General features: G+C 57.1%; 22 protein-coding genes. 13 read left to right on the forward strand and 9 right to left on the reverse strand.

Translation table 11 applies throughout. The annotated features are described in order from the left end of the window. Nucleotides 1–435: 435 nt before the first annotated feature. The 3 genes from mtlA (at nt 436) to mtlR (ending at nt 4,215) form a co-directional block, all read left to right on the forward strand. The gene (gene mtlA / locus CDA56_RS00285) at nt 436–2,346 is read left to right on the forward strand and encodes a PTS mannitol transporter subunit IICBA (protein WP_004855446.1); all 1,911 of its coding nucleotides are present in this window, start codon (nt 436–438) and stop codon (nt 2,344–2,346) included. Nucleotides 2,347–2,473: 127 nt separating this feature from the next. Beyond that, the gene (mtlD, locus tag CDA56_RS00290; protein ID WP_102803682.1) at nt 2,474–3,622 is read left to right on the forward strand and encodes a mannitol-1-phosphate 5-dehydrogenase; all 1,149 of its coding nucleotides are present in this window, start codon (nt 2,474–2,476) and stop codon (nt 3,620–3,622) included. Then, nucleotides 3,619–4,215, forward strand: a complete 597-nt coding sequence (mtlR, locus tag CDA56_RS00295; RefSeq protein ID WP_014227228.1) for a mannitol operon repressor MtlR — start codon at nt 3,619–3,621, stop codon at nt 4,213–4,215. The genes mtlD and mtlR overlap by 4 nt, the downstream gene beginning before the upstream one ends. Here mtlR and CDA56_RS00300 read toward each other — a convergent pair. Continuing rightward, entirely contained in the window at nt 4,204–4,428 is a 225-nt protein-coding gene (locus CDA56_RS00300) for a hypothetical protein (RefSeq protein WP_004855451.1), read from the reverse strand. The genes mtlR and CDA56_RS00300 overlap by 12 nt on opposite strands. 275 nt (nt 4,429–4,703) lie before the next feature. Between CDA56_RS00300 and CDA56_RS00305 the strand changes: the two genes are divergently transcribed. From CDA56_RS00305 to trmL, 5 genes are all read left to right on the forward strand, one after another. Further along, nucleotides 4,704–5,066 (forward strand): YibL family ribosome-associated protein, encoded by a 363-nt coding sequence (locus CDA56_RS00305; protein ID WP_004855454.1) that lies wholly within the window; start codon nt 4,704–4,706, stop codon nt 5,064–5,066. Nucleotides 5,067–5,418: 352 nt separating this feature from the next. After that, nucleotides 5,419–7,074, forward strand: a complete 1,656-nt coding sequence (gene lldP / locus CDA56_RS00310; protein WP_004855455.1) for an L-lactate permease — start codon at nt 5,419–5,421, stop codon at nt 7,072–7,074. Further along, on the forward strand, nt 7,071–7,844 hold the full coding sequence (gene lldR / locus CDA56_RS00315; protein ID WP_014227231.1) for a transcriptional regulator LldR: 774 nt from the start codon (nt 7,071–7,073) through the stop codon (nt 7,842–7,844). The genes lldP and lldR overlap by 4 nt, the downstream gene beginning before the upstream one ends. Further along, the gene (gene lldD / locus CDA56_RS00320) at nt 7,844–9,079 is read left to right on the forward strand and encodes an FMN-dependent L-lactate dehydrogenase LldD (protein WP_025106767.1); all 1,236 of its coding nucleotides are present in this window, start codon (nt 7,844–7,846) and stop codon (nt 9,077–9,079) included. Before lldR ends, lldD begins: the two co-directional genes overlap by 1 nt. A 126-nt stretch (nt 9,080–9,205) precedes the next feature. After that, nucleotides 9,206–9,679 (forward strand): tRNA (uridine(34)/cytosine(34)/5-carboxymethylaminomethyluridine(34)-2'-O)-methyltransferase TrmL, encoded by a 474-nt coding sequence (gene trmL, locus CDA56_RS00325; RefSeq protein WP_014227233.1) that lies wholly within the window; start codon nt 9,206–9,208, stop codon nt 9,677–9,679. 104 nt (nt 9,680–9,783) lie between these two features. Here trmL and cysE read toward each other — a convergent pair whose 3' ends face one another. The 5 genes from cysE to CDA56_RS00350 form a co-directional block, all read right to left on the reverse strand. Beyond that, nucleotides 9,784–10,605: a serine O-acetyltransferase gene (gene cysE, locus CDA56_RS00330; RefSeq protein WP_103814469.1), complete on the reverse strand. Its 822-nt coding sequence runs from the start codon at nt 10,603–10,605 to the stop codon at nt 9,784–9,786. Nucleotides 10,606–10,685: 80 nt separating this feature from the next. Continuing rightward, nucleotides 10,686–11,702, reverse strand: a complete 1,017-nt coding sequence (gene gpsA, locus CDA56_RS00335) for an NAD(P)H-dependent glycerol-3-phosphate dehydrogenase (RefSeq protein ID WP_004855462.1) — start codon at nt 11,700–11,702, stop codon at nt 10,686–10,688. Then, the gene (gene secB / locus CDA56_RS00340; RefSeq protein WP_004106849.1) at nt 11,702–12,169 is read right to left on the reverse strand and encodes a protein-export chaperone SecB; all 468 of its coding nucleotides are present in this window, start codon (nt 12,167–12,169) and stop codon (nt 11,702–11,704) included. The genes gpsA and secB overlap by 1 nt, the downstream gene beginning before the upstream one ends. Nucleotides 12,170–12,228: 59 nt before the next feature. Continuing rightward, the gene (gene grxC, locus CDA56_RS00345; RefSeq protein WP_004106850.1) at nt 12,229–12,480 is read right to left on the reverse strand and encodes a glutaredoxin 3; all 252 of its coding nucleotides are present in this window, start codon (nt 12,478–12,480) and stop codon (nt 12,229–12,231) included. 111 nt (nt 12,481–12,591) lie between these two features. After that, complete coding sequence (locus CDA56_RS00350; protein ID WP_004126582.1) at nt 12,592–13,023, reverse strand: rhodanese-like domain-containing protein; 432 nt, start codon at nt 13,021–13,023, stop codon at nt 12,592–12,594. Between the two features lie 245 nt (nt 13,024–13,268). Between CDA56_RS00350 and gpmM the strand changes: the two genes are divergently transcribed. Genes gpmM through CDA56_RS00365 form a run of 3 tightly spaced genes read left to right on the forward strand, consistent with a single transcriptional unit; the run spans nt 13,269 to nt 17,033 of the window. Beyond that, nucleotides 13,269–14,813, forward strand: a complete 1,545-nt coding sequence (gene gpmM, locus CDA56_RS00355) for a 2,3-bisphosphoglycerate-independent phosphoglycerate mutase (RefSeq protein WP_103814467.1) — start codon at nt 13,269–13,271, stop codon at nt 14,811–14,813. A gap of 9 nt (nt 14,814–14,822) precedes the next feature. Further along, nucleotides 14,823–16,094 carry a murein hydrolase activator EnvC gene (gene envC / locus CDA56_RS00360; protein ID WP_025107808.1) on the forward strand — a complete coding sequence of 424 codons (1,272 nt, stop codon included), beginning with the start codon at nt 14,823–14,825 and terminating at the stop codon, nt 16,092–16,094. A 3-nt stretch (nt 16,095–16,097) separates the two neighbouring features. After that, nucleotides 16,098–17,033 (forward strand): divergent polysaccharide deacetylase family protein, encoded by a 936-nt coding sequence (locus tag CDA56_RS00365; RefSeq protein WP_048262728.1) that lies wholly within the window; start codon nt 16,098–16,100, stop codon nt 17,031–17,033. On the opposite strand, the gene CDA56_RS00370 is transcribed toward CDA56_RS00365, so the two are convergent. The 3 genes from CDA56_RS00370 to kbl all read right to left on the reverse strand — a co-directional run bounded on the left by CDA56_RS00370 (nt 17,030) and on the right by kbl (nt 20,218). Beyond that, the gene (locus CDA56_RS00370; protein ID WP_103814465.1) at nt 17,030–17,827 is read right to left on the reverse strand and encodes a glycosyltransferase family 2 protein; all 798 of its coding nucleotides are present in this window, start codon (nt 17,825–17,827) and stop codon (nt 17,030–17,032) included. The two genes, CDA56_RS00365 and CDA56_RS00370, sit on opposite strands and share 4 nt — an antisense overlap. A 162-nt stretch (nt 17,828–17,989) precedes the next feature. Next, the gene (gene tdh, locus CDA56_RS00375) at nt 17,990–19,015 is read right to left on the reverse strand and encodes an L-threonine 3-dehydrogenase (RefSeq protein ID WP_004855475.1); all 1,026 of its coding nucleotides are present in this window, start codon (nt 19,013–19,015) and stop codon (nt 17,990–17,992) included. A gap of 9 nt (nt 19,016–19,024) precedes the next feature. Continuing rightward, nucleotides 19,025–20,218 (reverse strand): glycine C-acetyltransferase, encoded by a 1,194-nt coding sequence (kbl, locus tag CDA56_RS00380; protein WP_014227238.1) that lies wholly within the window; start codon nt 20,216–20,218, stop codon nt 19,025–19,027. A 340-nt stretch (nt 20,219–20,558) separates the two neighbouring features. Here kbl and rfaD point away from each other — a divergent pair, with 340 nt between their 5' ends. Beyond that, nucleotides 20,559–21,503: an ADP-glyceromanno-heptose 6-epimerase gene (gene rfaD / locus CDA56_RS00385; protein ID WP_014227239.1), complete on the forward strand. Its 945-nt coding sequence runs from the start codon at nt 20,559–20,561 to the stop codon at nt 21,501–21,503. Nucleotides 21,504–21,618: 115 nt separating this feature from the next. Continuing rightward, on the forward strand, nt 21,619–22,677 hold the full coding sequence (gene rfaF / locus CDA56_RS00395) for an ADP-heptose--LPS heptosyltransferase RfaF (RefSeq protein ID WP_014227240.1): 1,059 nt from the start codon (nt 21,619–21,621) through the stop codon (nt 22,675–22,677). Nucleotide 22,678: the final 1 nt, after the last annotated feature.

The following is a 22,678-nucleotide window of genomic DNA, read 5'->3' on the forward strand; positions in this document are numbered from 1 at the left end:
ATTGACGACTAAAATGTTCTTTAAGCGATTGCGTTACTGAGTGACGTATCGGCAAGCGGAACGCGGCATAACCTGCGCGAGATCACACCGGGCTAAATCCTGGTGAAAATATTTTGTGATGGACATCACAAACAAATAACAAAACGTCAAAGTAAATTTGTGATTTTCATCACATAAAAATGCATTATCCCCCCTTAAAACCCGGTCTGTTGTTTTTTTACACATCCATTTTGTGATTGAGATCACTACAAAAGACCGTCATCGCCCTATATTTGTGTGATCCAAATCACATAAAAATCCACCGACTGGACAGCTTAACGATTCAGTGCCAGATTTCGCACTATCACTCAGGGCCCGGCTACCTCTGCCGCCTTATTAACAACAAGCCTCGGGCTTTCAGCCTGCCGATAGCAAAAACAGAAGAAGGGGTGTTTTATGTCATCCGATATCAAGATCAAAGTGCAAAGCTTTGGTCGTTTCCTCAGCAATATGGTGATGCCAAATATCGGCGCGTTTATCGCGTGGGGTATTATCACCGCACTATTCATTCCGACAGGATGGTTACCGAACGAAACGCTGGCGAAGCTGGTCGGTCCGATGATCACCTATCTGCTGCCGCTGCTGATCGGTTATACCGGCGGTAAGCTGGTTGGCGGCGAGCGCGGCGGCGTGGTCGGCGCGATTACCACCATGGGCGTTATCGTCGGCGCGGATATGCCGATGTTCCTCGGCTCCATGATCGCCGGTCCGCTGGGCGGCTGGGCAATTAAAAAATTCGACGTCTGGGTAGACGGTAAGATCAAATCCGGTTTTGAGATGCTGGTGAATAACTTCTCCGCGGGCATCATCGGTATGATCCTCGCCATTCTGGCGTTCCTCGGTATTGGCCCGGCGGTTGAAGTCCTGTCGAAAATTCTGGCCGCAGGCGTTAACTTCATGGTGGCGCACGAGATGCTGCCGCTGGCCTCTATCTTTGTTGAACCGGCGAAAATCCTGTTCCTCAACAACGCCATTAACCACGGTATTTTCTCGCCGCTGGGTATTCAGCAATCCCACGAGCTGGGCAAATCCATCTTCTTCCTGATTGAAGCTAACCCGGGTCCGGGGATGGGCGTCCTGCTGGCGTATATGTTCTTCGGCCGCGGCAGCGCGAAACAGTCTGCAGGCGGTGCGGCAATCATCCACTTCCTCGGCGGTATTCACGAGATTTACTTCCCGTACGTGCTGATGAACCCGCGTCTGATTCTGGCCGTTATCCTCGGCGGGATGACCGGCGTATTCACCCTGACTATCCTCAACGGCGGGCTGGTCTCTCCGGCTTCTCCGGGTTCTATCCTCGCCGTGCTGGCGATGACGCCGAAAGGCGCTTACTTTGCTAACATCGCGGCGATTATTGCGGCGATGGCCGTCTCCTTCGTGGTCGCAGCCGTGCTGCTGAAAACCAGCAAAGTTAAAGAAGAAGATGATATCGAAGCCGCGACCCGTCGCATGCAGGATATGAAAGCGCAGTCCAAAGGCGGCGCCACGCCGCTGGCCGCTGGCGATGTCGCGAACGACCTGAGCCACGTGCGTAAAATCATCGTCGCCTGCGACGCCGGTATGGGCTCCAGCGCGATGGGCGCAGGCGTGCTGCGTAAAAAAGTGCAGGATGCCGGGCTGAGCAACATCTCCGTGACTAACAGTGCGATCAACAACCTGCCGCCGGATGTTGACCTGGTCATCACCCACCGCGACCTGACCGAGCGTGCGATGCGTCAGGTGCCGCAGGCGCAGCATATTTCGCTGACCAACTTCCTCGACAGCGGCCTGTACACCAGCCTGACCGAACGTCTGGTTTCGGCGCAGCGCCACACGGATAACGAAGAGAAAGTCCGCGACAGCCTGAAAGACAGCTTCGATGCGTCTGACACCAATCTGTTCAAACTCGGCGCGGAAAACATCTTCCTCGGTCGTAAAGCCGCGACCAAAGAAGAAGCGATTCTGTTTGCCGGCGAGCAGCTGGTGAAAGGCGGCTACGTTGAGCCGGAATACGTCCAGGCGATGCTGGATCGTGAAAAGCTGACCTCCACCTATCTGGGTGAGTCCATCGCGGTCCCGCACGGCACTATCGAAGCCAAAGATCGCGTTCTGAAAACCGGCATCGTCTTCTGCCAGTACCCGGAAGGCGTACGCTTCGGCGAAGAAGAGGACGAGGTGGCTCGCCTGGTTATCGGTATTGCCGCGCGTAATAACGAGCATATCCAGGTGATTACCAGCCTGACCAACGCGCTGGACGATGAATCGGTCATTGAGCGTCTGGCAAAAACCACCAGCGTTGAAGAAGTTCTGACGCTGCTGAAAGCGTAATCCGTCACCCGGCGGTACGCCGGGCAACGCCCCCCTCTCTCCTTATGCGTGGGGAGAGAGGGTTGGGGTGAGGGAAACGCCTGACCCCAGCCCTCTCAGGTAAAAACATTAATTGAAGGTTAATACTATGAAAGCATTACATTTTGGCGCAGGTAATATCGGTCGTGGCTTTATCGGCAAACTGCTGGCGGACGCGGGGATACAGCTGACGTTTGCGGATGTAAATCAGGTCGTGCTCGATGCCCTGAATGCCCGTCATAGCTACCAGGTTCATGTGGTCGGCGAGAATGAGCAGGTCGATACCGTTTCCGGCGTTGACGCCGTCAGCAGCATCGGCGACGAAGTTGTAGAGCTGATTGCCAGCGTGGATCTGGTGACCACCGCCGTCGGCCCGGTCGTGCTGGAACGCATCGCCCCGGCGATTGCCAAAGGCCTGGCCAAACGTAAGGCGCAGGGGATTACCGCCCCGCTGAATATCATCGCCTGCGAGAACATGGTCCGCGGCACCACCCAGCTGAAGGGTCACGTTTTTAACGCCCTCGCCGAAGAAGACAAAGCCTGGGTTGAAGCCAACGTCGGCTTCGTTGATTCCGCCGTTGACCGCATCGTTCCGCCGTCGGCTTCCGCCACTCACGATCCGCTGGAAGTCACCGTGGAAACCTTCAGCGAGTGGATTGTCGATAAGACCCAGTTCAAAGGCGAACTGCCGAACATCCCAGGTATGGAATTAACCGATAACCTGATGGCATTTGTCGAACGTAAGCTATTCACCTTAAACACCGGACATGCTATAACCGCCTACCTCGGAAAACTGGCGGGTCATCAGACGATTCGCGACGCGATTCTTGATGAGCACATTCGCGCCGTGGTCAAAGGCGCCATGGAAGAGAGCGGCGCGGTGCTGATCAAACGCTATGCCTTTGATGCGCAAAAGCACGCCACTTACATCCAGAAAATTATCGGTCGTTTTGAGAACCCGTATCTGAAGGATGACGTTGAGCGCGTTGGCCGCCAGCCGCTGCGCAAACTGAGCGCGGGCGACCGCTTAATTAAGCCGCTGCTCGGTACGCTGGAATACGGCCTGCCGCACCGCAATCTGGTGAAAGGGATCGCCGCTGCCATGCACTTCCGCAGCGAAGAAGACCCGCAGGCGCAGGAACTGGCGGCGCTGATTGCCGAGAAAGGCCCACAGGCCGCGCTGGCGCAGATTTCGGGTCTGGACGCAGCAAGCGAGGTGGTGGCGGAAGCCGTTAACGACTATAACGCCACCAAATGAGGCAAGACCTGGCGCGGTCCGAACCGCGCCCATTACTCATGTCAGATATGCAGGCAATAATGGAAGAAACACAGGCATTTGAAAACCGTGTGCTTGAACGTCTGAATGCTGGCAAAACCGTAAGAAGCTTCCTGATCGCCACCGTTGAACTGCTGACGGAAGCGGTCAATATTCTGGTGCTTCAGGTATTCCGTAAAGACGACTACGCGGTGAAATACGCAGTGGAGCCGTTGCTGGACGGCGACGGGCCGCTTGGCGACCTTTCTGTACGCCTGAAGCTGATTTACGGCCTTGGGGTGATTAGCCGCGCCGAATATGAAGACGCTGAACTGCTGATGGCCCTGCGCGAAGAGCTGAATCACGACGGTAATGAGTATAGCTTTACCGACGATGAGATCCTCGGACCGTTTGGCGAGCTGCACTGCGTCGCCGCCCTGCCGCCCACGCCGCAATTTGATGAGAGCGATGCTGAACTGCTGGCAATGCAAAAGCTGCGCTACCAGCAGGTCGTACGTTCCACAATGATGCTATCTCTGACCGAGCTGATTTCTAAAATCAGCTTAAAAAAAGCCTTTCAAAAATCAACGCTCTGATTCTGGCTCTTGCTGGTCGCACGTCGGCCGATAAAGCTGACGATAATACTCAAGACGCCGCAGAAATAGCGCTTCTTTATCTGCCGGGATATCCGGCGGTATATGCTGCAAACGCGGAGATTTTTTTAGATATTCCATAAAAGCCTGACTTGAAGCCATAAAATCTACGGCTTTATCAATAATGCGCGGTACGCTGTCGCCTATTTTCGCCATCACGCTCTCCTCTTTTGGGGGAATGATCCTATTAAGGATTAGCCAAAAACAGGGTTTCAGATGAGGAAAACGTGCTGAATGGCCGTCAGGCTTCACAGAAATGAATATTCGCCAACTCTGGATTAAAATAATTTTTATGTTCAATAAGTTATAATATGCCGCTGCGGTTGTTATGAGCAAAAAACGGCGACGTTTTGATAAATAACTACCCACAACCCAAGCGACAGCACATACTATAGTCTGATAACGCCCCTTTCTTAATAGATTAAGCCACCATGAAAGAAGTCGAAAAAAACGAAATTAAACGTCTGAGCGATCGTCTCGACGCTATCCACCACCAGCAGGCCGACCTGTCCCTGGTCGACGCCGCAGAAAAATACGCCGAGCTGGAAAAAGAGAAAGCCACCATTGAGACGGAACTCGTTCGCCTGCGTGAGGTTCAGGGCCAGAAGCTGAGCAAAGAAGCGCAAAAGCTGATGAGCATGCCGCATCGCCGCGCCATCACCAAAAAAGAGCAGGCCGATATGGGTAAGCTCAAGAAAAGCGTACGCGGTCTGGTTGTTGTCCACCCGATGACCGCGCTGGGCCGCGAAATGGGCCTTAAAGAGATGACCGGCTTCGCCAAAACCGCGTTCTGATATCTTCATCCCGTGAATCTCCCGGCTCGCGCTACGCTTAGCCGGGCTACGGGTTCACAGCCCTCTGCGAGAGGGTAGCCCGGACAGATGCGCAGCATCGCCTCCGGGACAGGCTCTGTTTCAAACGTCATTCCCCACTAATTGGCCCTACCAATGTTTTCTTAAATCGTCCAATGGTTCACATATCCATCATTTTTCGTCACAGACATATTGCTCATCAATAACATTTGATTAACCATTCGTTGTCGTTAATCCTACAATCGCAATTTGGCTGGGCCAATTTTACAAATGATGTGACCTGCTAAGAGCGCAAGACTCAGCACGACATCATAACGGCCCGATGGAGACCTGCATGAACCTCTGGCAACAAAATTACGATCCGGCCGGCAACATCTGGCTATCGAGTCTTATCGCATCGCTACCGATTCTGTTTTTCTTTTTTGCCCTGATAAAGCTCAAGCTGAAAGGGTACGTTGCCGCGACCTGGACCGTGCTCATTGCGCTCTCCGTCGCTCTGCTGTTCTACAAAATGCCGGTTGACCACGCGCTGGCCTCCGTCATCTACGGCTTCTTCTACGGCCTGTGGCCAATCGCATGGATTATTATCGCTGCGGTCTTCGTCTATAAAATCTCGGTGAAAACCGGGCAGTTCGACATTATCCGCTCATCGATTTTGTCGATCACCCCGGATCAGCGTCTGCAAATGCTGATTGTCGGTTTCTCCTTCGGCGCGTTCCTCGAAGGGGCCGCCGGTTTTGGCGCGCCGGTCGCCATCACCGCAGCGCTGCTGGTGGGGCTCGGCTTTAACCCGCTGTATGCGGCGGGCCTGTGTCTGATCGTTAACACCGCGCCGGTCGCGTTTGGCGCGATGGGCATTCCGATTCTGGTCGCCGGACAGGTGACGGGCCTCGACAGCTTCGAAATCGGCCAGATGGTTGGCCGTCAGCTGCCGTTCCTGACCATCATCGTCCTGTTCTGGATCATGGCGATTATGGACGGCTGGCGCGGTATTAAAGAGACCTGGCCTGCGGTCATGGTCGCCGGCGGCTCCTTTGCTATCGCTCAGTACCTCAGCTCTAACTTCCTCGGCCCGGAGCTGCCGGACATTATCTCTTCGCTGGTATCGCTGGTCTGTCTGACGCTGTTCCTCAAACGCTGGCAGCCGGTACGCATCTTCCGCTTCGGCGATATGGGCGCATCGCAGGTCGATATGAACCTGGCCCGCACGCATTACACGCCGGGACAGGTGATTCGCGCCTGGTCGCCGTTCCTGTTTCTGACCGCGACGGTGACCCTGTGGAGCGTGCCGCCGTTCAAAGCGCTCTTCGCCCCCGGCGGCGCACTGTACGATTTTGTGATTAATATTTCCGTGCCGTTCCTCGACAAAATGGTGGCCCGCATGCCGCCGGTGGTCAACGAAGCCACGCCGTACGCCGCGGTCTATAAGTTTGACTGGCTCTCCGCCACCGGCACCGCCATCCTGTTCGCCGCGCTGCTTTCCATCGTCTGGCTGCGCATGAAGCCAAAAGACGCGATCTCGACCTTTGGCAGCACGCTGAAAGAGCTGGCGCTGCCGATTTACTCCATCGGCATGGTGCTGGCGTTCGCCTTTATTTCCAACTATTCCGGTCTATCCTCAACGCTGGCGCTTGCGCTGGCGCACACCGGTCATGCATTTACCTTCTTCTCGCCGTTCCTCGGCTGGCTGGGGGTATTTCTGACCGGTTCGGATACCTCGTCTAACGCGCTCTTTGCCGCGCTGCAGGCTACGGCGGCCCAGCAGATTGGCGTCTCCGATATCCTGCTGGTCGCAGCGAACACCACCGGCGGCGTGACCGGGAAAATGATCTCTCCGCAGTCTATCGCCATCGCCTGTGCGGCGGTCGGTCTGGTAGGTAAGGAGTCCGATCTGTTCCGTTTTACCGTCAAACACAGCCTGATTTTCACCTGTATGGTCGGCGTTATCACCACGCTGCAGGCGTATGTCTTAACCTGGATGATCCCGTGATAGTGATGCCAAAACGCCTTGCCGACGACGTCGCCCGTCGCGTGCGGGCGCTGATTGAAGAACAAAAGCTGGAGGCGGGCATGCGATTGCCCGCCGAACGTCAGCTGGCGGCGCAGCTGGGCGTATCGCGCAATTCGCTGCGCGAAGCGCTGGCGATGCTGGTCAACGAAGGGGTGCTGCTCAGCCGTCGCGGCGGCGGCACCTTTGTGCGCTGGCAGCACGAAGCGTGGTCGGAGCAAAACATCGTTCAACCGCTGAAGACGCTGCTCTCCGACGACCCCGATTACAGCTTTGACATCCTCGAAGCCCGTCACGCCATCGAAGCCAGTACCGCCTGGCATGCGGCGATGCGGGCAACCGATGCCGAAAAAGAGAAAATCCGCCTCTGCTTTGAAGCCACCCAAAGCGAAGACCCTGACCTGGCCTCGCAGGCCGATGTCCGCTTCCATCTGGCGATCGCCGAAGCGTCGCACAACGTGGTGCTGCTGCAAACCATGCGCGGTTTTTTTGACCTTTTACAGTCCTCAGTCAAGGAGAGCCGCCAGCGGATGTATCTCGTCCCGCCGGTCTTCGCTCGCCTGACCGAACAGCACCAGGCGGTCATGGAGGCGATTATCGCCGGTGACCCGGAAGGTGCCAGACAGGCGATGATGGCCCATTTGGGCTTTGTTCACGCCACCATCAAACGCTTTGATGAAGACCAGGCCCGCCAGGCGCGAATTACCCGCCTGCCCGGTGACCATAACGAAAATTCCAGGGAGAACTTGTGATGATTATTTCCGCCGCCAGCGACTACCGCGCCGCCGCACAGCGTATCCTGCCACCGTTCCTGTTCCACTATATCGACGGCGGCGCTTACGCCGAGCACACCCTGCGCCGCAACGTTGAGGACCTGTCCGACGTCGCGCTCCGCCAGCGCATTCTGCGCAATATGTCGGACCTGAGCCTGGAAACCACCTTATTCAACGAGAAGCTGGCGATGCCAACGGCGCTGGCGCCGGTTGGGCTGTGTGGGATGTACGCCCGCCGCGGTGAAGTGCAGGCCGCCGGCGCGGCGGATGAAAAAGGTATTCCGTTTACCCTCTCTACCGTTTCCGTCTGCCCGATTGAAGAGGTCGCCCCGACCATTAAGCGCCCGATGTGGTTCCAGCTGTACGTCCTGCGCGACCGCGGTTTTATGCGCAATGCGCTGGAGCGGGCGAAGGCGGCGGGCTGTTCAACGCTGGTCTTTACCGTCGATATGCCGACCCCCGGCGCGCGCTATCGCGATGCTCACTCCGGGATGAGCGGCCCGAACGCGGCAATGCGCCGCTACTGGCAGGCGGTGACCCATCCGCAGTGGGCATGGGACGTCGGGTTAAACGGCCGTCCGCACGATTTGGGCAACATCTCCGCCTACCTCGGCAAGCCGACCGGTCTGGAGGATTATATCGGCTGGCTGGCGAATAACTTCGATCCTTCGATTTCCTGGAAAGACCTTGAGTGGATCCGCGACTTTTGGGACGGCCCGATGGTGATCAAGGGGATCCTCGATCCGGAAGACGCCCGCGATGCGGTGCGCTTCGGCGCTGACGGGATCGTGGTTTCCAACCACGGCGGCCGCCAGCTCGACGGCGTGCTCTCTTCCGCTCGCGCTCTGCCCGCGATTGCCGACGCGGTTAAAGGCGATATTACAATTCTTGCCGACAGCGGTATTCGCAACGGCCTTGATGTGGTGCGGATGATTGCCCTCGGCGCCGATAGCGTGCTGCTGGGCCGCGCTTATCTGTATGCGCTGGCCACCCACGGCAAACAGGGCGTCGCCAATCTGCTGAACCTGATAGAGAAAGAGATGAAGGTGGCGATGACGCTGACCGGCGCGAAAACCATCGGCGAAATCAGCCGTGAATCTTTAGTCCAGAACGCCGATGCGCTGCGGACCTTTGATGCGATCAAAGCGGGAAACGCGGCGGTTATCCCTGACCCTCTCCCACAGGGAGAGGGAACCGTCCGGCAGGCGGGTTAACGTCCTCATCAGGCCATCCGGCTCACAGGCCGGCGCCGGTTTTCTCCCGCCCCCTTTTCGGGAGAGGGGCGGGATGAGGGTTAACCAAATATCTGCTATCCTGCCCCCCGCAATTAAGGGGGCAGCATGCTTAACATCGTCTTATTCGAACCAGAAATCCCGCCAAATACCGGGAATATCATCCGCCTGTGCGCCAACACCGGCTTCAATCTGCATATTATCGAACCCATGGGTTTTGCCTGGGACGATAAGCGTCTTCGCCGCGCAGGTCTGGATTACCACGAGTTTGCCGCCGTCCAGCGCCATGGTGATTACGCCGCCTTTATTGAAAGCGCAAAGCCGCAGCGCCTGTTCGCCCTGACGACCAAAGGCACGCCGGCGCACAGCGCGGTAAGCTATCAGGACGGCGATTTTCTGCTGTTTGGCCCGGAAACCCGCGGACTGCCGGGCAGCATTCTTGATGCTCTGCCGGCAGAACAAAAAATCCGTATTCCGATGATGCCGGACAGCCGCAGCATGAACCTGTCAAATGCGGTGTCGGTGGTGGTCTATGAAGCCTGGCGCCAGCTGGGCTATCCCGGCGCGGTGCTGCGCAGCTGAGCTCGCTTTCTCCCGGAGGCGGCGCGTAGCGCCTGTCCGGGCTACCAGACAGCGCTCGGTTTTGTAGCCCGGACAGATGCGCAGCATCGCCTCCGGGAAATCAATCAAATACCGTCGCCGTACTCGAAGGTATGGTGTATGCCGTTAAAGTGCTGATCCATATCCATCGCGGGCTTATCGCTCTCCGGCTTGCCCACGATGCGGGCGGGAACGCCTGCGGCGGTAGTATGCGGCGGCACCGGCTGTAGCACCACCGAACCCGCGCCGATTTTTGCCCCGCGCCCGACTTCGATATTGCCGAGGATTTTCGCCCCGGCGCCAATCATCACCCCTTCGCGAATTTTCGGATGACGATCGCCGCTGGTTTTACCGGTACCGCCCAGGGTCACGGATTGCAGAATCGATACGTCGTCTTCAATCACCGCCGTTTCGCCGACGACGATGCCGGTGGCGTGGTCCAGCATGATCCCGCGGCCAATCTTCGCCGCCGGGTGGATATCCACCTGGAACGATACGGAAACCTGATTTTGCAGGAAGATCGCCAGCGCCCGACGCCCCTGATTCCACAGCCAGTGGCCGATACGATAGGCCTGCAGCGCGTGGAATCCTTTCAGATAGAGCAGCGGGGTGGAGTATTTATCCACCGCCGGGTCGCGCGTTCGCACCGCCTGAATATCGCAGGCGGCGGAGGCAATCATTTCCGGGTCGGCGGCGTAGGCCTCTTCCACCACTTCACGAATCGCGATGGCGGGCATGATCGGAGAAGCCAGTTTATTCGCCAGCATATAGCTCAGGGCGCTGCCGAGATTTTCGTGCTTGAGTAGCGTGGCGTGGTAAAAACTGGCGAGCATTGGCTCACAGTCAGCTAAAGCCCGAGCTTCGGCTTTAATATTATTCCAGACGATATACAGTTCTTCACACGGCATTGCTGACTCCAGACGATATAATAATGACCGGCCAGTTCTTTGCTGGCCGGGTCATTCAGGTGATCCAGGTTCCATCGCAGTTAGTTGCTACGCTCGTCCTTGCGTGCACGACCTAATAAGGTCAATGCTGCCTCGCGCGCAATTTTTCCGCAATACAATACCTGATAAATTTCCTCGGTTATTGGCATTTCGACGCCTAAACGCTGCGCCAGAACGCGAACCTCTTTGGTATTGCGATAGCCTTCAACCACCTGGCCAATCTTCTCCTGCGCGCTTTGCACATCCATGCCCTGACCGAGCATCATGCCGAAGCGGCGGTTACGCGACTGGTTATCGGTGCAGGTGAGCACCAGATCGCCTAAGCCCGCCATCCCCATAAAGGTCTCCGGATCGGCGCCCAGGGCCTCCCCGAGGCGCGACATCTCAACCAGCCCGCGGGTAATCAGCGCGGTACGCGCGTTGGCGCCAAAGCCGATGCCGTCAGACATGCCGGCGCCGATAGCGATGACGTTTTTCACCGCCCCGCCGAGCTGCACGCCGATAAAGTCCGGGTTGATATAGACGCGGAAGCTCTTGCCGCAGTGCAGCAGGCTTTGCAAATCGTCAGCGAACTGCGGATCCGTCGACGCCAGCGAGATCGCCGTCGGCAGGCCTGCCGCCAGCTCTTTCGCGAAGGTCGGGCCGGAAATCACCGCCAGGGGGATAGCGTCGCCCAGCGCTTCACGGGCCACGTCCTGCAGCAGGCGCCCGGTTTCCGCTTCCAGACCTTTCGTCGCCCACACCAGGCGAGCGTCGGGGCGCATCAGCGGTTTAATCTGCCGCAGCACCTGGCCGAAAACGTGGCTCGGCACGACGACGAGGATATCGCGGCTGGCCGCCAGCGCGGTCGCCAGATCGCTTTCCAGATGCAGCGTGTCAGGGAAAGGAACGTCAGGAAGAAATGCGGCGTTGCAGCGGTCGTGCTGCAGCGTCGCAATATGTTTCGGGTCATGGCCCCACAGCACAACGTGGTGGCCATTTCTTGCCAGGGTGATGGCAAGAGCGGTGCCGTAAGAGCCGGCACCGATCACAGTCATTGCAGCGTTAAGCGCGTTCATCAGGCATCCTGATGTTGTTCAGCACCTTCGCCAGCCTGCTGCTGCAGATAGTTCATAAACAGCGCATCGAAGTTCACTGGCGCAAGGTTCAGTTGCGGGAAGGTGCCGCGAGAAACCAGGCTGGTGATGCACTCACGCGCGTACGGGAACAGAATGTTCGGGCAGTATGCGCCGAGGCAGTGCGCCATCTGGGTGCCGTCGATGCCTTCGATGGAGAAAATACCGCCCTGCTGTACTTCGCACAGGAATGCGGTTTCTTCGCCCAGAGAGGCGGTTACGGTCACGCGCAGCACCACTTCATACACGCCTTCAGCCAGCTGGCTGGAAGCGGTATCCAGATCAAGTTTAACTTCCGGCTGCCAATCTTTCTGGAAAACTTGCGGCGCGTTCGGCGCTTCAAAAGAAATATCTTTGGTGTAGATGCGCTGAATCTGGAAAGTCATTTCGGTGCTGTTTTGTTCTGACATAGTAAAACCCTTTCGTGTTGTCCTTAAGTACGCCCGTCCAATGGGGATGAGCGCAAAAATTAGCGCAGGAGGGGATCGAGTCCACCACGTGAATCAAGCGCGTACAAGTCGTCACAGCCGCCAATGTGCTGCGCATCAATAAAAATCTGCGGAACCGTCGTTCGACCGCTGCGCTGAATCATCTCTTCACGCTTCGCAGCATCGCCATCGATAGGCAACTCGTTGAACGTCACGCCCTTGCTGTTCAGCAGCGCTTTTGCACGTACGCAGAACGGGCAGGTCGCTTTGGTATAGATATCAATATTGGCCATGACTTCACTCCTGTTTTTACCCCCGAGAGTTTTACGCCGCAGGCGTTGTTTTCCCGCTGACGAATAGCCGCCGCAGGGAAAACCGCGCTACGCCATAAAGACGCGGGTAAATTATTTACCGCGTACCAGCGGAAGGTTCTCGCCGCTCCAGCCAGCGATGCCTTCTTTCAGTACGAAGACCTTTTCAAAACCGGCTTTGTTCAGCGCGCTGGCGGGTTCTTGCGCCTGCATACCTGAGCCGTCTACCACTATAATGGGTTGTGCTTTGTGCTTTTCCAACTCGCCGACGTTATTTGCTTTGATATCGCTCGGCAGCAGGTTAATAGAACCCGCAATGTGGCCTTTACGGAAATCGTCACGCTGACGCAGATCGACAACCACGGCATCTTCTTTGTTGATCAGGCGCGTCGCTTCACCGCGGGTGATGACTTTAACTTTCGACATCAGCCCTTTAAAGGTGGTGAACAGCACCGCCACCAGCAGCGCGACCCACGCGATGCTCAGGACGGGGTGACGGCTGATGAATTGCATAATTTCTTGCATGGGGGGTTACAACTCCCGACTAAGTGATAAAAAAACCAGGGAAGGAGTATACCTGTGCATTGCGGCAAATACAGCCAGTGAGCGCGATGTAATGTATTTTCTGCGGCCCGTCACGAAAAAAAACCGCTCTCGCCGCGGCAATGCGCTCTGGCCGCCCTCTTTCTTTGATCTTTTACGGTGATTTGATCGATTCAGCTGTAGTAAAATTACGCAAATTTTCTGTCTTTGAGCATGAGGTTGTCGCAATGTCGGTTTCTAAAAAACCTATGGTACTGGTCATTCTGGATGGCTATGGCTACCGTGAAGACCAGCAGGATAACGCTATTTACAGCGCCAAAACCCCTGTTATGGACGCACTGTGGGCGAAACGTCCGCATACCCTGATTGATGCTTCAGGCCTGGAAGTCGGTCTGCCGGATCGTCAAATGGGCAACTCCGAAGTGGGCCACGTCAACCTCGGCGCGGGCCGTATCGTGTATCAGGATCTCACCCGCCTGGACGTTGAAATCAAAGAACGTACCTTCTTCGCCAACCCGGTACTGACCGGCGCGGTCGATAAAGCCGTTGCCGCAGGCAAAGCCGTGCATATCATGGGCCTGATGTCTCCGGGCGGCGTCCACAGCCACGAAGACCACATCATGGCGATGGTTGAGCTGGCAGCCGAACGCGGCGCGGATAAAATCTATCTGCACGCCTTCCTCGACGGCCGCGATACTCCGCCGCGCAGCGCTGAAAAGACGCTGGCGAAATTCGAAGACAAATTTGCCGCGCTGGGCAAAGGCCGCGTTGCCTCGATCGTTGGCCGCTACTACGCCATGGACCGCGACAACCGTTGGGACCGCGTTGAGCAGGCTTACGATCTGATGACCCTGGCAAAAGGCGAGTTCCAGGCCGATACCGCCGTTGCGGGCCTGCAGGCCGCTTATGCGCGCGATGAAAACGATGAGTTCGTGAAAGCGACCGTTATTCGCGCTGAAGGCCAGGCCGATGCGGCGATGGAAGACGGCGATGCGCTGATTTTCATGAACTTCCGCGCCGACCGCGCGCGCGAAATTACCCGCGCCTTCGTTAACGCCGATTTCGACGGCTTCGCCCGTAAGAAAGTGGTGAACCTCGATTTCGTCATGCTGACCGAGTACGCCGCGGACCTCAAAGTCGCCTGCGCTTATCCGCCGGCATCTCTGGTGAACACCTTCGGCGAATGGATGGCGAAGAACGACAAAACCCAGCTGCGCATCTCCGAAACTGAAAAATACGCTCACGTGACCTTCTTCTTCAACGGCGGCGTTGAAGAGCCGTTCAAAGGCGAAGAGCGCATTCTGATCAATTCACCGAAGGTCGCCACCTACGATCTGCAGCCGGAAATGAGCTCCGCTGAGCTGACCGAAAAACTGGTTGCCGCCATCAAGGGCGGTCAGTTCGACACCATCATCTGTAACTACCCAAATGGCGATATGGTTGGCCACACCGGCGTAATGGAAGCCGCCGTTAAAGCGGTCGAAGCGCTGGATGACTGCATCGACCAGGTGAGCAAAGCCGTTGAATCCGTTGGCGGACAGCTGCTGATCACCGCAGACCACGGCAACGCCGAGCAGATGCGCGATCCGGCCACCGGCCAGGCGCACACCGCGCACACCAACCTGCCGGTTCCGCTGATTTACGTTGGCGATAAAAACGTCAAAGCGGTCAACGGCGGCAAACTTTCCGACATCGCGCCGACCATGCTGACGCTGATGGGAATGGAAATCCCGCAAGAGATGACTGGCAAGCCGCTGTTCATCGTGGAATAATCCTTCCCCATGAGGGGAAAGGCGACGTATTCAACTACATGGATCGCAACGGCAGTTCGATCCGTCTTTTACGCCAGCGCGCTTAGCGCTGGCGTATTGCTGTGCGCCGCATCTGCTCACGCCGACGATCGCGACCAGCTTAAATCCATTCAGGCCGATATCGCCGCTAAACAACGGGCGATTAAGCAGCAGCAGCAGCAGCGCGCTTCCCTGGTCGCCCAGCTAAAAGCGCAGGAGGAGGCCATCTCCGCCGCCGCGCGCAAGCTGCGCGAAACCCAGGAAACGCTGAACCAGCTGAATAAGCAGATCGACGAAATGAACGCCGCGCTGGCCAAGCTGGAGCGTCAGCGCGCCTCGCAGGAGCGTAACCTTTCCGCGCAGCTCGACGCCGCGTTTCGTCAGGGGCCGCATACCGGCATCCAGATGATCCTCAGCGGCGAAGAGGGGCAGCGTAATCAGCGCCTGCAGGCCTACTTTGGCTATCTGAACCAGGCGCGCCAGGAAACCATCGCCCAGCTGAAGAAAACCCGCGAAGACGTGGCGGTGCAAAAATCGATGCTGGAAGAGAAACAGAGCCAGCAGCAAACCCTGGTGTACGAACAGCGCGCCCAGCAGAGCAAGCTGGAGCAGGCACGCAACGAGCGTAAAAAGACCCTCGCCAGCCTGGAATCCTCCATTCAGCAAGGCCAGCAGCAGCTCAGCGAGATGCGGGCTAACGAATCACGCCTGCGCGGCCGTATCGCCCAGGCGGCGGCGGCGGCCAAAGCGCGGGCGGATCGCGAAGCCCGCGAAGCGCAGGATGTGCGCGATCGCCAGCAGGAAGCCTCGCGTAAAGGCACCACCTACAAACCTACCGAAAGCGAACGCTCGCTGATGTCCCGCACCGGCGGACTTGGCTCACCGCGCGGCCAGGCATTCTGGCCGGTTCGCGGCTCAATTCTCCATCGCTATGGCGAACAGCTGCAAGGTGAACTACGTTGGAAGGGGATGGTTATCGCTGCGTCTGAAGGCACCGAGGTCAAAGCCGTTGCCGATGGTCGGGTTATTCTCGCCGACTGGCTGCAGGGCTATGGCCTGGTGGTGGTCGTTGAACACGGCAAAGGCGACATGAGTCTTTACGGCTATAACCAAAGCGCGCTGGTCAGCGTCGGCACTCAGGTCCGGGCGGGCCAGCCGATCGCTCTCGTAGGCAGCAGCGGCGGTCAGGGCCGTCCGTCGCTCTATTTCGAAATTCGCCGCCAGGGTCAGGCGGTCAATCCACAGCCGTGGTTGGGAAGATAAGTTTTGCTTCAATTTCGCAGAATTGCACTCGCGGTAACCGGTACGCTGGTTATGGCGTCCCCGGTATTTGCCGGCAAACTCTCCATTGTTATCGACGACTTTGGCTATCGTCCACAAACGGAAAACCAGGTGCTGGCGCTGCCAGCGACGATCTCCGTTGCCGTCCTTCCTAATGCGCCCCACGCCCGAGAAATGGCGACCAAAGCGCATAATCTCGGCCACGAGGTGCTCATCCACCTGCCAATGGCGCCGCTCAGCAAACAGCCGCTGGAAAAAGACACCCTCCGCCCGGATATGAACAGCAGCGAGATAGAGCGCATTATCCGTGAAGCCTACGGTAAGGTTCCGTACGCCGTGGGGCTGAATAACCATATGGGCAGCGCCATGACGTCGAATCTCTTCGGCATGCAGAAGGTGATGCAGGCGCTCGAGCGCTACAATCTCTACTTCCTCGATAGCGTCACCATCGGCAATACCCAGGCCATGCGCGCGGCGCAGGGCACCGGCGTAAAGGTGATTAAGCGTAAGGTTTTCCTCGACGATACCCAAAACGAAGCGGATATCCGCTATCAGTTCAACCGCGCTATCGCTTTGGCGCGGCGCAACGGTTCCGCCATTGCTATCGGCCACCCGCACCCGACGACGGTGCGCGTGCTGCAGCAGATGGTGTATAACCTGCCGCCGGATATCACTCTGGTTCGCCCGAGCAGCCTGCTCAACGAGCCGCAGGTGGATACCTCAACGCCGAACACCGCGCCGCCGTCCGTTCAGCCGTCGCGCAATCCGTTCCGCGGCGTGAAACAGTGCAAATCTAAGCGTCCGCCGGAGCCGGTCAACGCCAGCCGCTTCTTTACCATTCTGAGCGAAAGCATCACTCAGAGCACGCTGGTGCAGTATTACCAGCTGAAGTGGCAGGGCTGGGATAAGCCTACCAACTAAATCATCCGGGAGTCCGTGTGCTTATCCGCCGCGGATTCCGGCTTGTCCTGATGGGCATACCAGGCTTTAAAGTATTTAAGAAAGCTGTAAAAGGTCGCGTAAAGCCCGGTGACCACGCCAACCTTGCCCTTTCGCCACGCTCCGCTGAACAGGTACCACTTAAAGAAAGCGCCAACCGCGCTGATCGCTCCGCGCGCAAGAGACGGCCTGATTTTCTGGTGTTTAACCAGCCGCGTGGTGTAGCTATTGAGCTTACTAAACACTTCATGCAGGGAGTAGAAGGTATCGTGGCGCACGAATCCCGGTAGCCGGGCAGAGTGCGTAAAGCCAACCACCTGATCGTCTACCGGCCGATCGTTGAACCTGGCGACGGAGCGGTTAAACAAGCGAACCGGGAAATCCGGCGATGATACCGGATAAATGGTGCGCACCTCTTCACCCAGCACGAACCAGTAGCGCGGCAGACGCCATGCGCAGACGGGGTCCGGCTCATCGCCGGCCTTGAGCGCCAGAATTGCCGCCACCACCTCGTCGTCAAGGATCTCATCGCTGTCCACACACAGCACCCAGTCGTGGCGGGCCAGAGAGGTCGCATAATTCATCTGCGTACCGTGAGCGGTATAAGGATGATGGTGAACGGAGAGACCGAACTGTTGGCAAATCTGCAGCGTAGCATCCGTACTGCCTGAATCGATGACGATAAATTCATCAGCCACCCTGAGCAGCGGCGGTAATACCTCCCGTAATAAGCGGGATGAATTACAGGTCAATAAGCATACAGAAAGTTTAAGCATAATCTTTATAGGGTTAAACCATGGTTAAACTGACTGTATAAACGAATAGGCGAGAAAGCGATTTAGAAAAAGTGCGGAGTGGATTAAGTATCACAAAATTGTAGGATAACTCTCAAAAAAAGCGCCCGTGGGCGCTTTTTTAAACGGCAGACCGGGGCGGAATTAATCCCAGCTGAGAATGACTTTGCCAGACTGGCCGGAGCGCATCGCGTCAAAGCCCTGCTGGAAATCATCAATGCCAAAGCGGTGGGTGATGATCGGCGACAGATCGAGCCCGGACTGGATGAGCGCGGCCATCTTGTACCAGGTTTCGAACATTTCGCGACCATAAATCCCTTTGATAAACAGCCCCTTGAAAATCACCTTGGTCCAGTCGATAGACATATCCGACGGCGGAATACCCAGCATGGCAATACGCCCGCCGTGGTTCATGGTATCGAGCATGGTGCGAAACGCCGGCGGCGCGCCGGACATCTCCAGACCCACGTCGAAACCCTCGGTCATGCCCAGCTCGGCCATCACATCGTTAAGGTTCTCTTTCGCCACGTTCACCGCCCGGGTGACGCCCATTTTGCGCGCCAGCTCCAGGCGATATTCGTTAACATCGGTAATCACGACGTTGCGCGCGCCAACGTGTTTCGCCACCGCGGCGGCCATCACGCCGATCGGGCCGGCGCCGGAAACCAGCACATCTTCACCGACGAGGTCGAATGAAAGCGCGGTATGCACGGCGTTGCCAAACGGATCGAAAATCGACGCCAGATCGTCAGAGATATTGTCGGGGATTTTAAAGGCGTTAAACGCCGGGATCACCAGATATTCGGCAAAACAGCCCGGACGGTTGACGCCGACGCCCGTCGTATTGCGGCACAGATGCGTACGCCCGGCGCGGCAGTTACGGCAGTGGCCGCAGGTGATATGCCCTTCGCCGGAAACGCGGTCACCCAGCTTAAAGCCGCGAACTTCCTGACCGATACCCACCACTTCGCCGACGTATTCATGCCCCACCACCATCGGAACCGGAATGGTCTTTTGCGACCACTCGTCCCAGTTGTAGATATGCACGTCGGTACCGCAAATCGCGGTCTTGCGAATTTTAATCAGCAGATCGTTGTGGCCGACTTCCGGTTCCGGTACGTCGGTCATCCAGATGCCTTCTTCCGCCTTCAGTTTGGATAACGCTTTCATCTCACACCCTCAGGCAATGACGCCCAGTTGTTTACCGATGCGGGTAAAGGCTTCCACCGCACGTTCAATTTGTTCAGGGGTATGCGCCGCAGACATCTGGGTACGGATACGCGCCTGGCCTTTTGGTACCACCGGGTAGAAGAATCCGGTGACGTAAATACCTTCTTTTTGCAGCTCGCGCGCGAACTGCTGCGCCACGGTGGCTTCACCGAGCATCACCGGGATAATGGCGTGATCGGCGCCCGCAAGGGTAAACCCTGCCGCGGTCATTTTTTCACGGAACAGGCGCGCGTTAGCCCACAGGCGGTCGCGCAGCTCGCTGCCCGCTTCCACCATCTCCAGCACTTTGATGGAGGCGGCGACAATCGCCGGCGCCAGCGAGTTGGAGAACAGATACGGACGCGAGCGCTGGCGCAGCCACTCGACGACTTCTTTACGCGCGGCGGTATAGCCGCCGGACGCGCCGCCCAGCGCTTTACCCAGCGTACCGGTGATAATGTCGACGCGGCCCATCACGTCGCAGTACTCATGGGAGCCGCGGCCGTTTTCACCCACAAAACCCACGGCGTGCGAATCATCGACCATCACCAGCGCGTCGTACTTATCCGCCAGATCGCAGACGCCCTTCAGGTTGGCGATCACCCCGTCCATGGAGAACACGCCGTCGGTGGCGATCAGTACATGGCGCGCGCCGGCTTCACGCGCCTCTTTCAGACGGGCTTCCAGCTCCTGCATATCGTTGTTGGCATAGCGGAAGCGCTTCGCTTTACACAGGCGCACGCCGTCGATGATCGACGCGTGGTTCAGAGCATCGGAGATAATCGCGTCCTCTGCGCCGAGCAGGGTTTCAAACAGGCCGCCGTTGGCGTCGAAGCAGGAGGAGTACAGAATCGCATCTTCCATACCGAGAAAATCGGCCAGCTTCTTCTCAAGCGCTTTGTGGCTGTCCTGGGTACCGCAGATAAAGCGCACGGAGGCCATGCCGAAGCCGTGGCTGTCCATCCCGCTTTTCGCGGCGGCAATCAGTTCCGGGTGGTTCGCGAGGCCGAGATAGTTATTGGCGCAGAAGTTAATGACCTGGCTGCCGCCGACGGTGATATCCGCCTGCTGCGCCGAAGTGATGATCCGTTCTTCTTTAAACAACCCTTCCGCACGCGCGGTATCCAGGTCATTGGTTAACTGTTTGTAGAAATCCCCACGCATTGCAACTCTCCAGATTCGGCAAAATTTGGCACATATTACCCTAAATAATTCGAGTTTCAGGAAGGCGGTGACGCAGCGAATCCCCAGGAGCTTACTCTGGTAAGTGACTGGGGTGAGCGAGGAAAACCAACGTACCTGTAACTTGAAGTATGACGGGTATATTACCTAAAGATATACGCTGATACGAGATGATGCATTACTGCATGAATTATTTGCAGCATAAATCACGAGTCCCTCTCTACCTTATCGGCGAATGGCTGAAGCCTTTCCGATGTAGTGATATGATAGGAGTATTCATGTCCGGATTGTCTCTGGACTACCAACTTCAAAGGTTACAGTTATGATCATCGTTACCGGCGGCGCAGGCTTTATCGGCAGCAATATCGTTAAGGCGCTGAATGACCAGGGTATTACCGACATTCTGGTCGTAGATAATCTGAAAGACGGGACCAAATTCATCAATCTGGTGGATTTGAACATTGCCGACTACATGGATAAAGAAGACTTTCTGATCCAGATTATGGCGGGCGAAGAGTTCGGCGATATCGACGCTATTTTCCATGAAGGCGCCTGCTCTTCCACCACGGAGTGGGACGGCAAGTACATGATGGATAACAACTATCAGTATTCCAAAGAGGTACTGCACTACTGTCTGGAGCGTGAAATCCCGTTCCTGTACGCCTCTTCCGCAGCGACCTACGGCGGCCGCACCAGCGACTTTATTGAATCCCGCGAATACGAGCAGCCGCTCAACGTTTACGGCTACTCCAAGTTTCTGTTTGATGAATACGTCCGTCAGATCCTGCCGGAAGCGAACTCGCAGATTGTCGGCTTCCGCTATTTCAACGTCTACGGGCCGCGCGAAGGCCATAAAGGCAGCATGGCCAGCGTCGCTTTCCATCTGAACACCCAGCTGAATAATGGCGAAAGTCCGAAATTGTTCGAAGGCAGCGACGGCTTCAAGCGCGACTTCGTCTACGTCGGCGACGTCGCGGCGGTGAACCTGTGGTTCTGGGAAAACGGCGTTTCCGGCATCTTCAACCTCGGCACCGGGCGCGCGGAGTCTTTCCAGGCCGTTGCAGACGCAACGCTGGCTTATCACCAGAAAGGCAGCATCGAGTACATTCCGTTCCCGGATAAACTCAAAGGCCGCTATCAGGCGTTTACCCAGGCGGATCTGACTAACCTGCGCGCAGCGGGCTACGATAAACCGTTTAAGACCGTTGCCGAAGGCGTAACGGAATATATGGCCTGGCTCAATCGCGACAATCATGCGAATTCATAAAATCATTCGAGCGGTATCAAGGCGGCAACTCAGTGATTCTCCGGGAGCTGACTAAAGTCAGTGACCGGAGAGAACGCAGGCAGCCAACGCAGAGACAGCTTGAAGGATGGAATGAATGAAAATATTGGTGGTTGGCCCGTCATGGGTGGGCGACATGATGATGTCGCAAAGTCTTTACCGTACGCTCAGGGCGCGCTATCCCCAGGCGATAATCGACGTGATGGCGCCCGCATGGTGCCGTCCGCTGCTATCGCGCATGCCGGAAGTCAACGAAGCGATCCCGATGCCGCTCGGCCACGGCGCGCTGGAAATCGGTGAACGGCGTAAGCTTGGGCACAGCCTGCGCGAACGTCGCTACGATCGCGCTTTCGTGCTGCCCAACTCGTTTAAATCGGCCCTCGTGCCGTTCTTTGCGGGAATACCGCATCGCACAGGCTGGCTCGGCGAAATGCGCTACGGCCTGCTGAACGACGCCCGTAAGCTGGATAAAGACGCCTGGCCGCTGATGGTCGAACGCTACGTCGGTCTGGCCTACGACAAAGGCGTGATGCGCTGCGCGAAAGATCTGCCGCAGCCGCTGCTCTGGCCGCAGCTGCAGGTGCATGAAGGCGAAAAATCACAGGCCTGCAGCGCGTTTAATCTCTCAGCCGAGCGCCCGATTATCGGCTTCTGCCCCGGCGCAGAGTTCGGCCCGGCAAAACGCTGGCCGCACTATCACTACGCCGAGCTGGCGAAACAGCTGATCGACGAAGGCTTTCAGATCGTACTGTTTGGCTCCGCGAAAGACCACGAAGCGGGCAATGAAATCCTCGCCGCGCTCACGACCGAACAGCAGGCATGGTGCCGCAATCTGGCCGGCGAAACCCAGCTTGAGCAGGCCGTTATTCTGATCGCCGCCTGTAAAGCGGTGGTCAGCAACGATTCCGGCCTGATGCACGTCGCCGCAGCGCTGGACCGTCCGCTGGTGGCGCTCTACGGGCCCAGCAGCCCGGACTTCACTCCACCGCTGTCGCACAAAGCGCGCGTGATCCGCCTGATCAGCGGCTACCACAAAGTGCGTAAAGGCGACGCCGCCGAAGGCTATCATCAGAGTTTGATCGACATTACGCCGCAGCGCGTACTGGAAGAATTAAACGACCTGCTGCTGGAAAAAACGGAACAAGAGGAAGCCTGAC

Origin of the sequence: Klebsiella michiganensis (genome assembly GCF_002925905.1) — a bacterium.
Lineage (GTDB): Bacteria > Pseudomonadota > Gammaproteobacteria > Enterobacterales > Enterobacteriaceae > Klebsiella > Klebsiella michiganensis.

Bases quoted from the DNA above. Each gene is read 5' to 3' on its own strand.
- grxC (WP_004106850.1), bottom strand. From the start codon at position 12,480: ATGGCCAATATTGATATCTATACCAAAGCGACCTGCCCGTTCTGCGTA.
- mtlD (WP_102803682.1), top strand. From the start codon at position 2,474: ATGAAAGCATTACATTTTGGCGCAGGTAATATCGGTCGTGGCTTTATC.
- kbl (WP_014227238.1), bottom strand. From the start codon at position 20,218: ATGCGTGGGGATTTCTACAAACAGTTAACCAATGACCTGGATACCGCG.
- rfaD (WP_014227239.1), top strand. From the start codon at position 20,559: ATGATCATCGTTACCGGCGGCGCAGGCTTTATCGGCAGCAATATCGTT.
- mtlR (WP_014227228.1), top strand. From the start codon at position 3,619: ATGAGGCAAGACCTGGCGCGGTCCGAACCGCGCCCATTACTCATGTCA.
- lldP (WP_004855455.1), top strand. From the start codon at position 5,419: ATGAACCTCTGGCAACAAAATTACGATCCGGCCGGCAACATCTGGCTA.
- rfaF (WP_014227240.1), top strand. From the start codon at position 21,619: ATGAAAATATTGGTGGTTGGCCCGTCATGGGTGGGCGACATGATGATG.
- lldD (WP_025106767.1), top strand. From the start codon at position 7,844: ATGATTATTTCCGCCGCCAGCGACTACCGCGCCGCCGCACAGCGTATC.
- mtlA (WP_004855446.1), top strand. From the start codon at position 436: ATGTCATCCGATATCAAGATCAAAGTGCAAAGCTTTGGTCGTTTCCTC.
- CDA56_RS00350 (WP_004126582.1), bottom strand. From the start codon at position 13,023: ATGCAAGAAATTATGCAATTCATCAGCCGTCACCCCGTCCTGAGCATC.
- tdh (WP_004855475.1), bottom strand. From the start codon at position 19,015: ATGAAAGCGTTATCCAAACTGAAGGCGGAAGAAGGCATCTGGATGACC.
- secB (WP_004106849.1), bottom strand. From the start codon at position 12,169: ATGTCAGAACAAAACAGCACCGAAATGACTTTCCAGATTCAGCGCATC.
- trmL (WP_014227233.1), top strand. From the start codon at position 9,206: ATGCTTAACATCGTCTTATTCGAACCAGAAATCCCGCCAAATACCGGG.
- gpsA (WP_004855462.1), bottom strand. From the start codon at position 11,702: ATGAACGCGCTTAACGCTGCAATGACTGTGATCGGTGCCGGCTCTTAC.
- CDA56_RS00300 (WP_004855451.1), bottom strand. From the start codon at position 4,428: ATGGCGAAAATAGGCGACAGCGTACCGCGCATTATTGATAAAGCCGTA.
- gpmM (WP_103814467.1), top strand. From the start codon at position 13,269: ATGTCGGTTTCTAAAAAACCTATGGTACTGGTCATTCTGGATGGCTAT.
- CDA56_RS00305 (WP_004855454.1), top strand. From the start codon at position 4,704: ATGAAAGAAGTCGAAAAAAACGAAATTAAACGTCTGAGCGATCGTCTC.
- cysE (WP_103814469.1), bottom strand. From the start codon at position 10,605: ATGCCGTGTGAAGAACTGTATATCGTCTGGAATAATATTAAAGCCGAA.
- envC (WP_025107808.1), top strand. From the start codon at position 14,823: ATGAGGGGAAAGGCGACGTATTCAACTACATGGATCGCAACGGCAGTT.
- CDA56_RS00370 (WP_103814465.1), bottom strand. From the start codon at position 17,827: ATGCTTAAACTTTCTGTATGCTTATTGACCTGTAATTCATCCCGCTTA.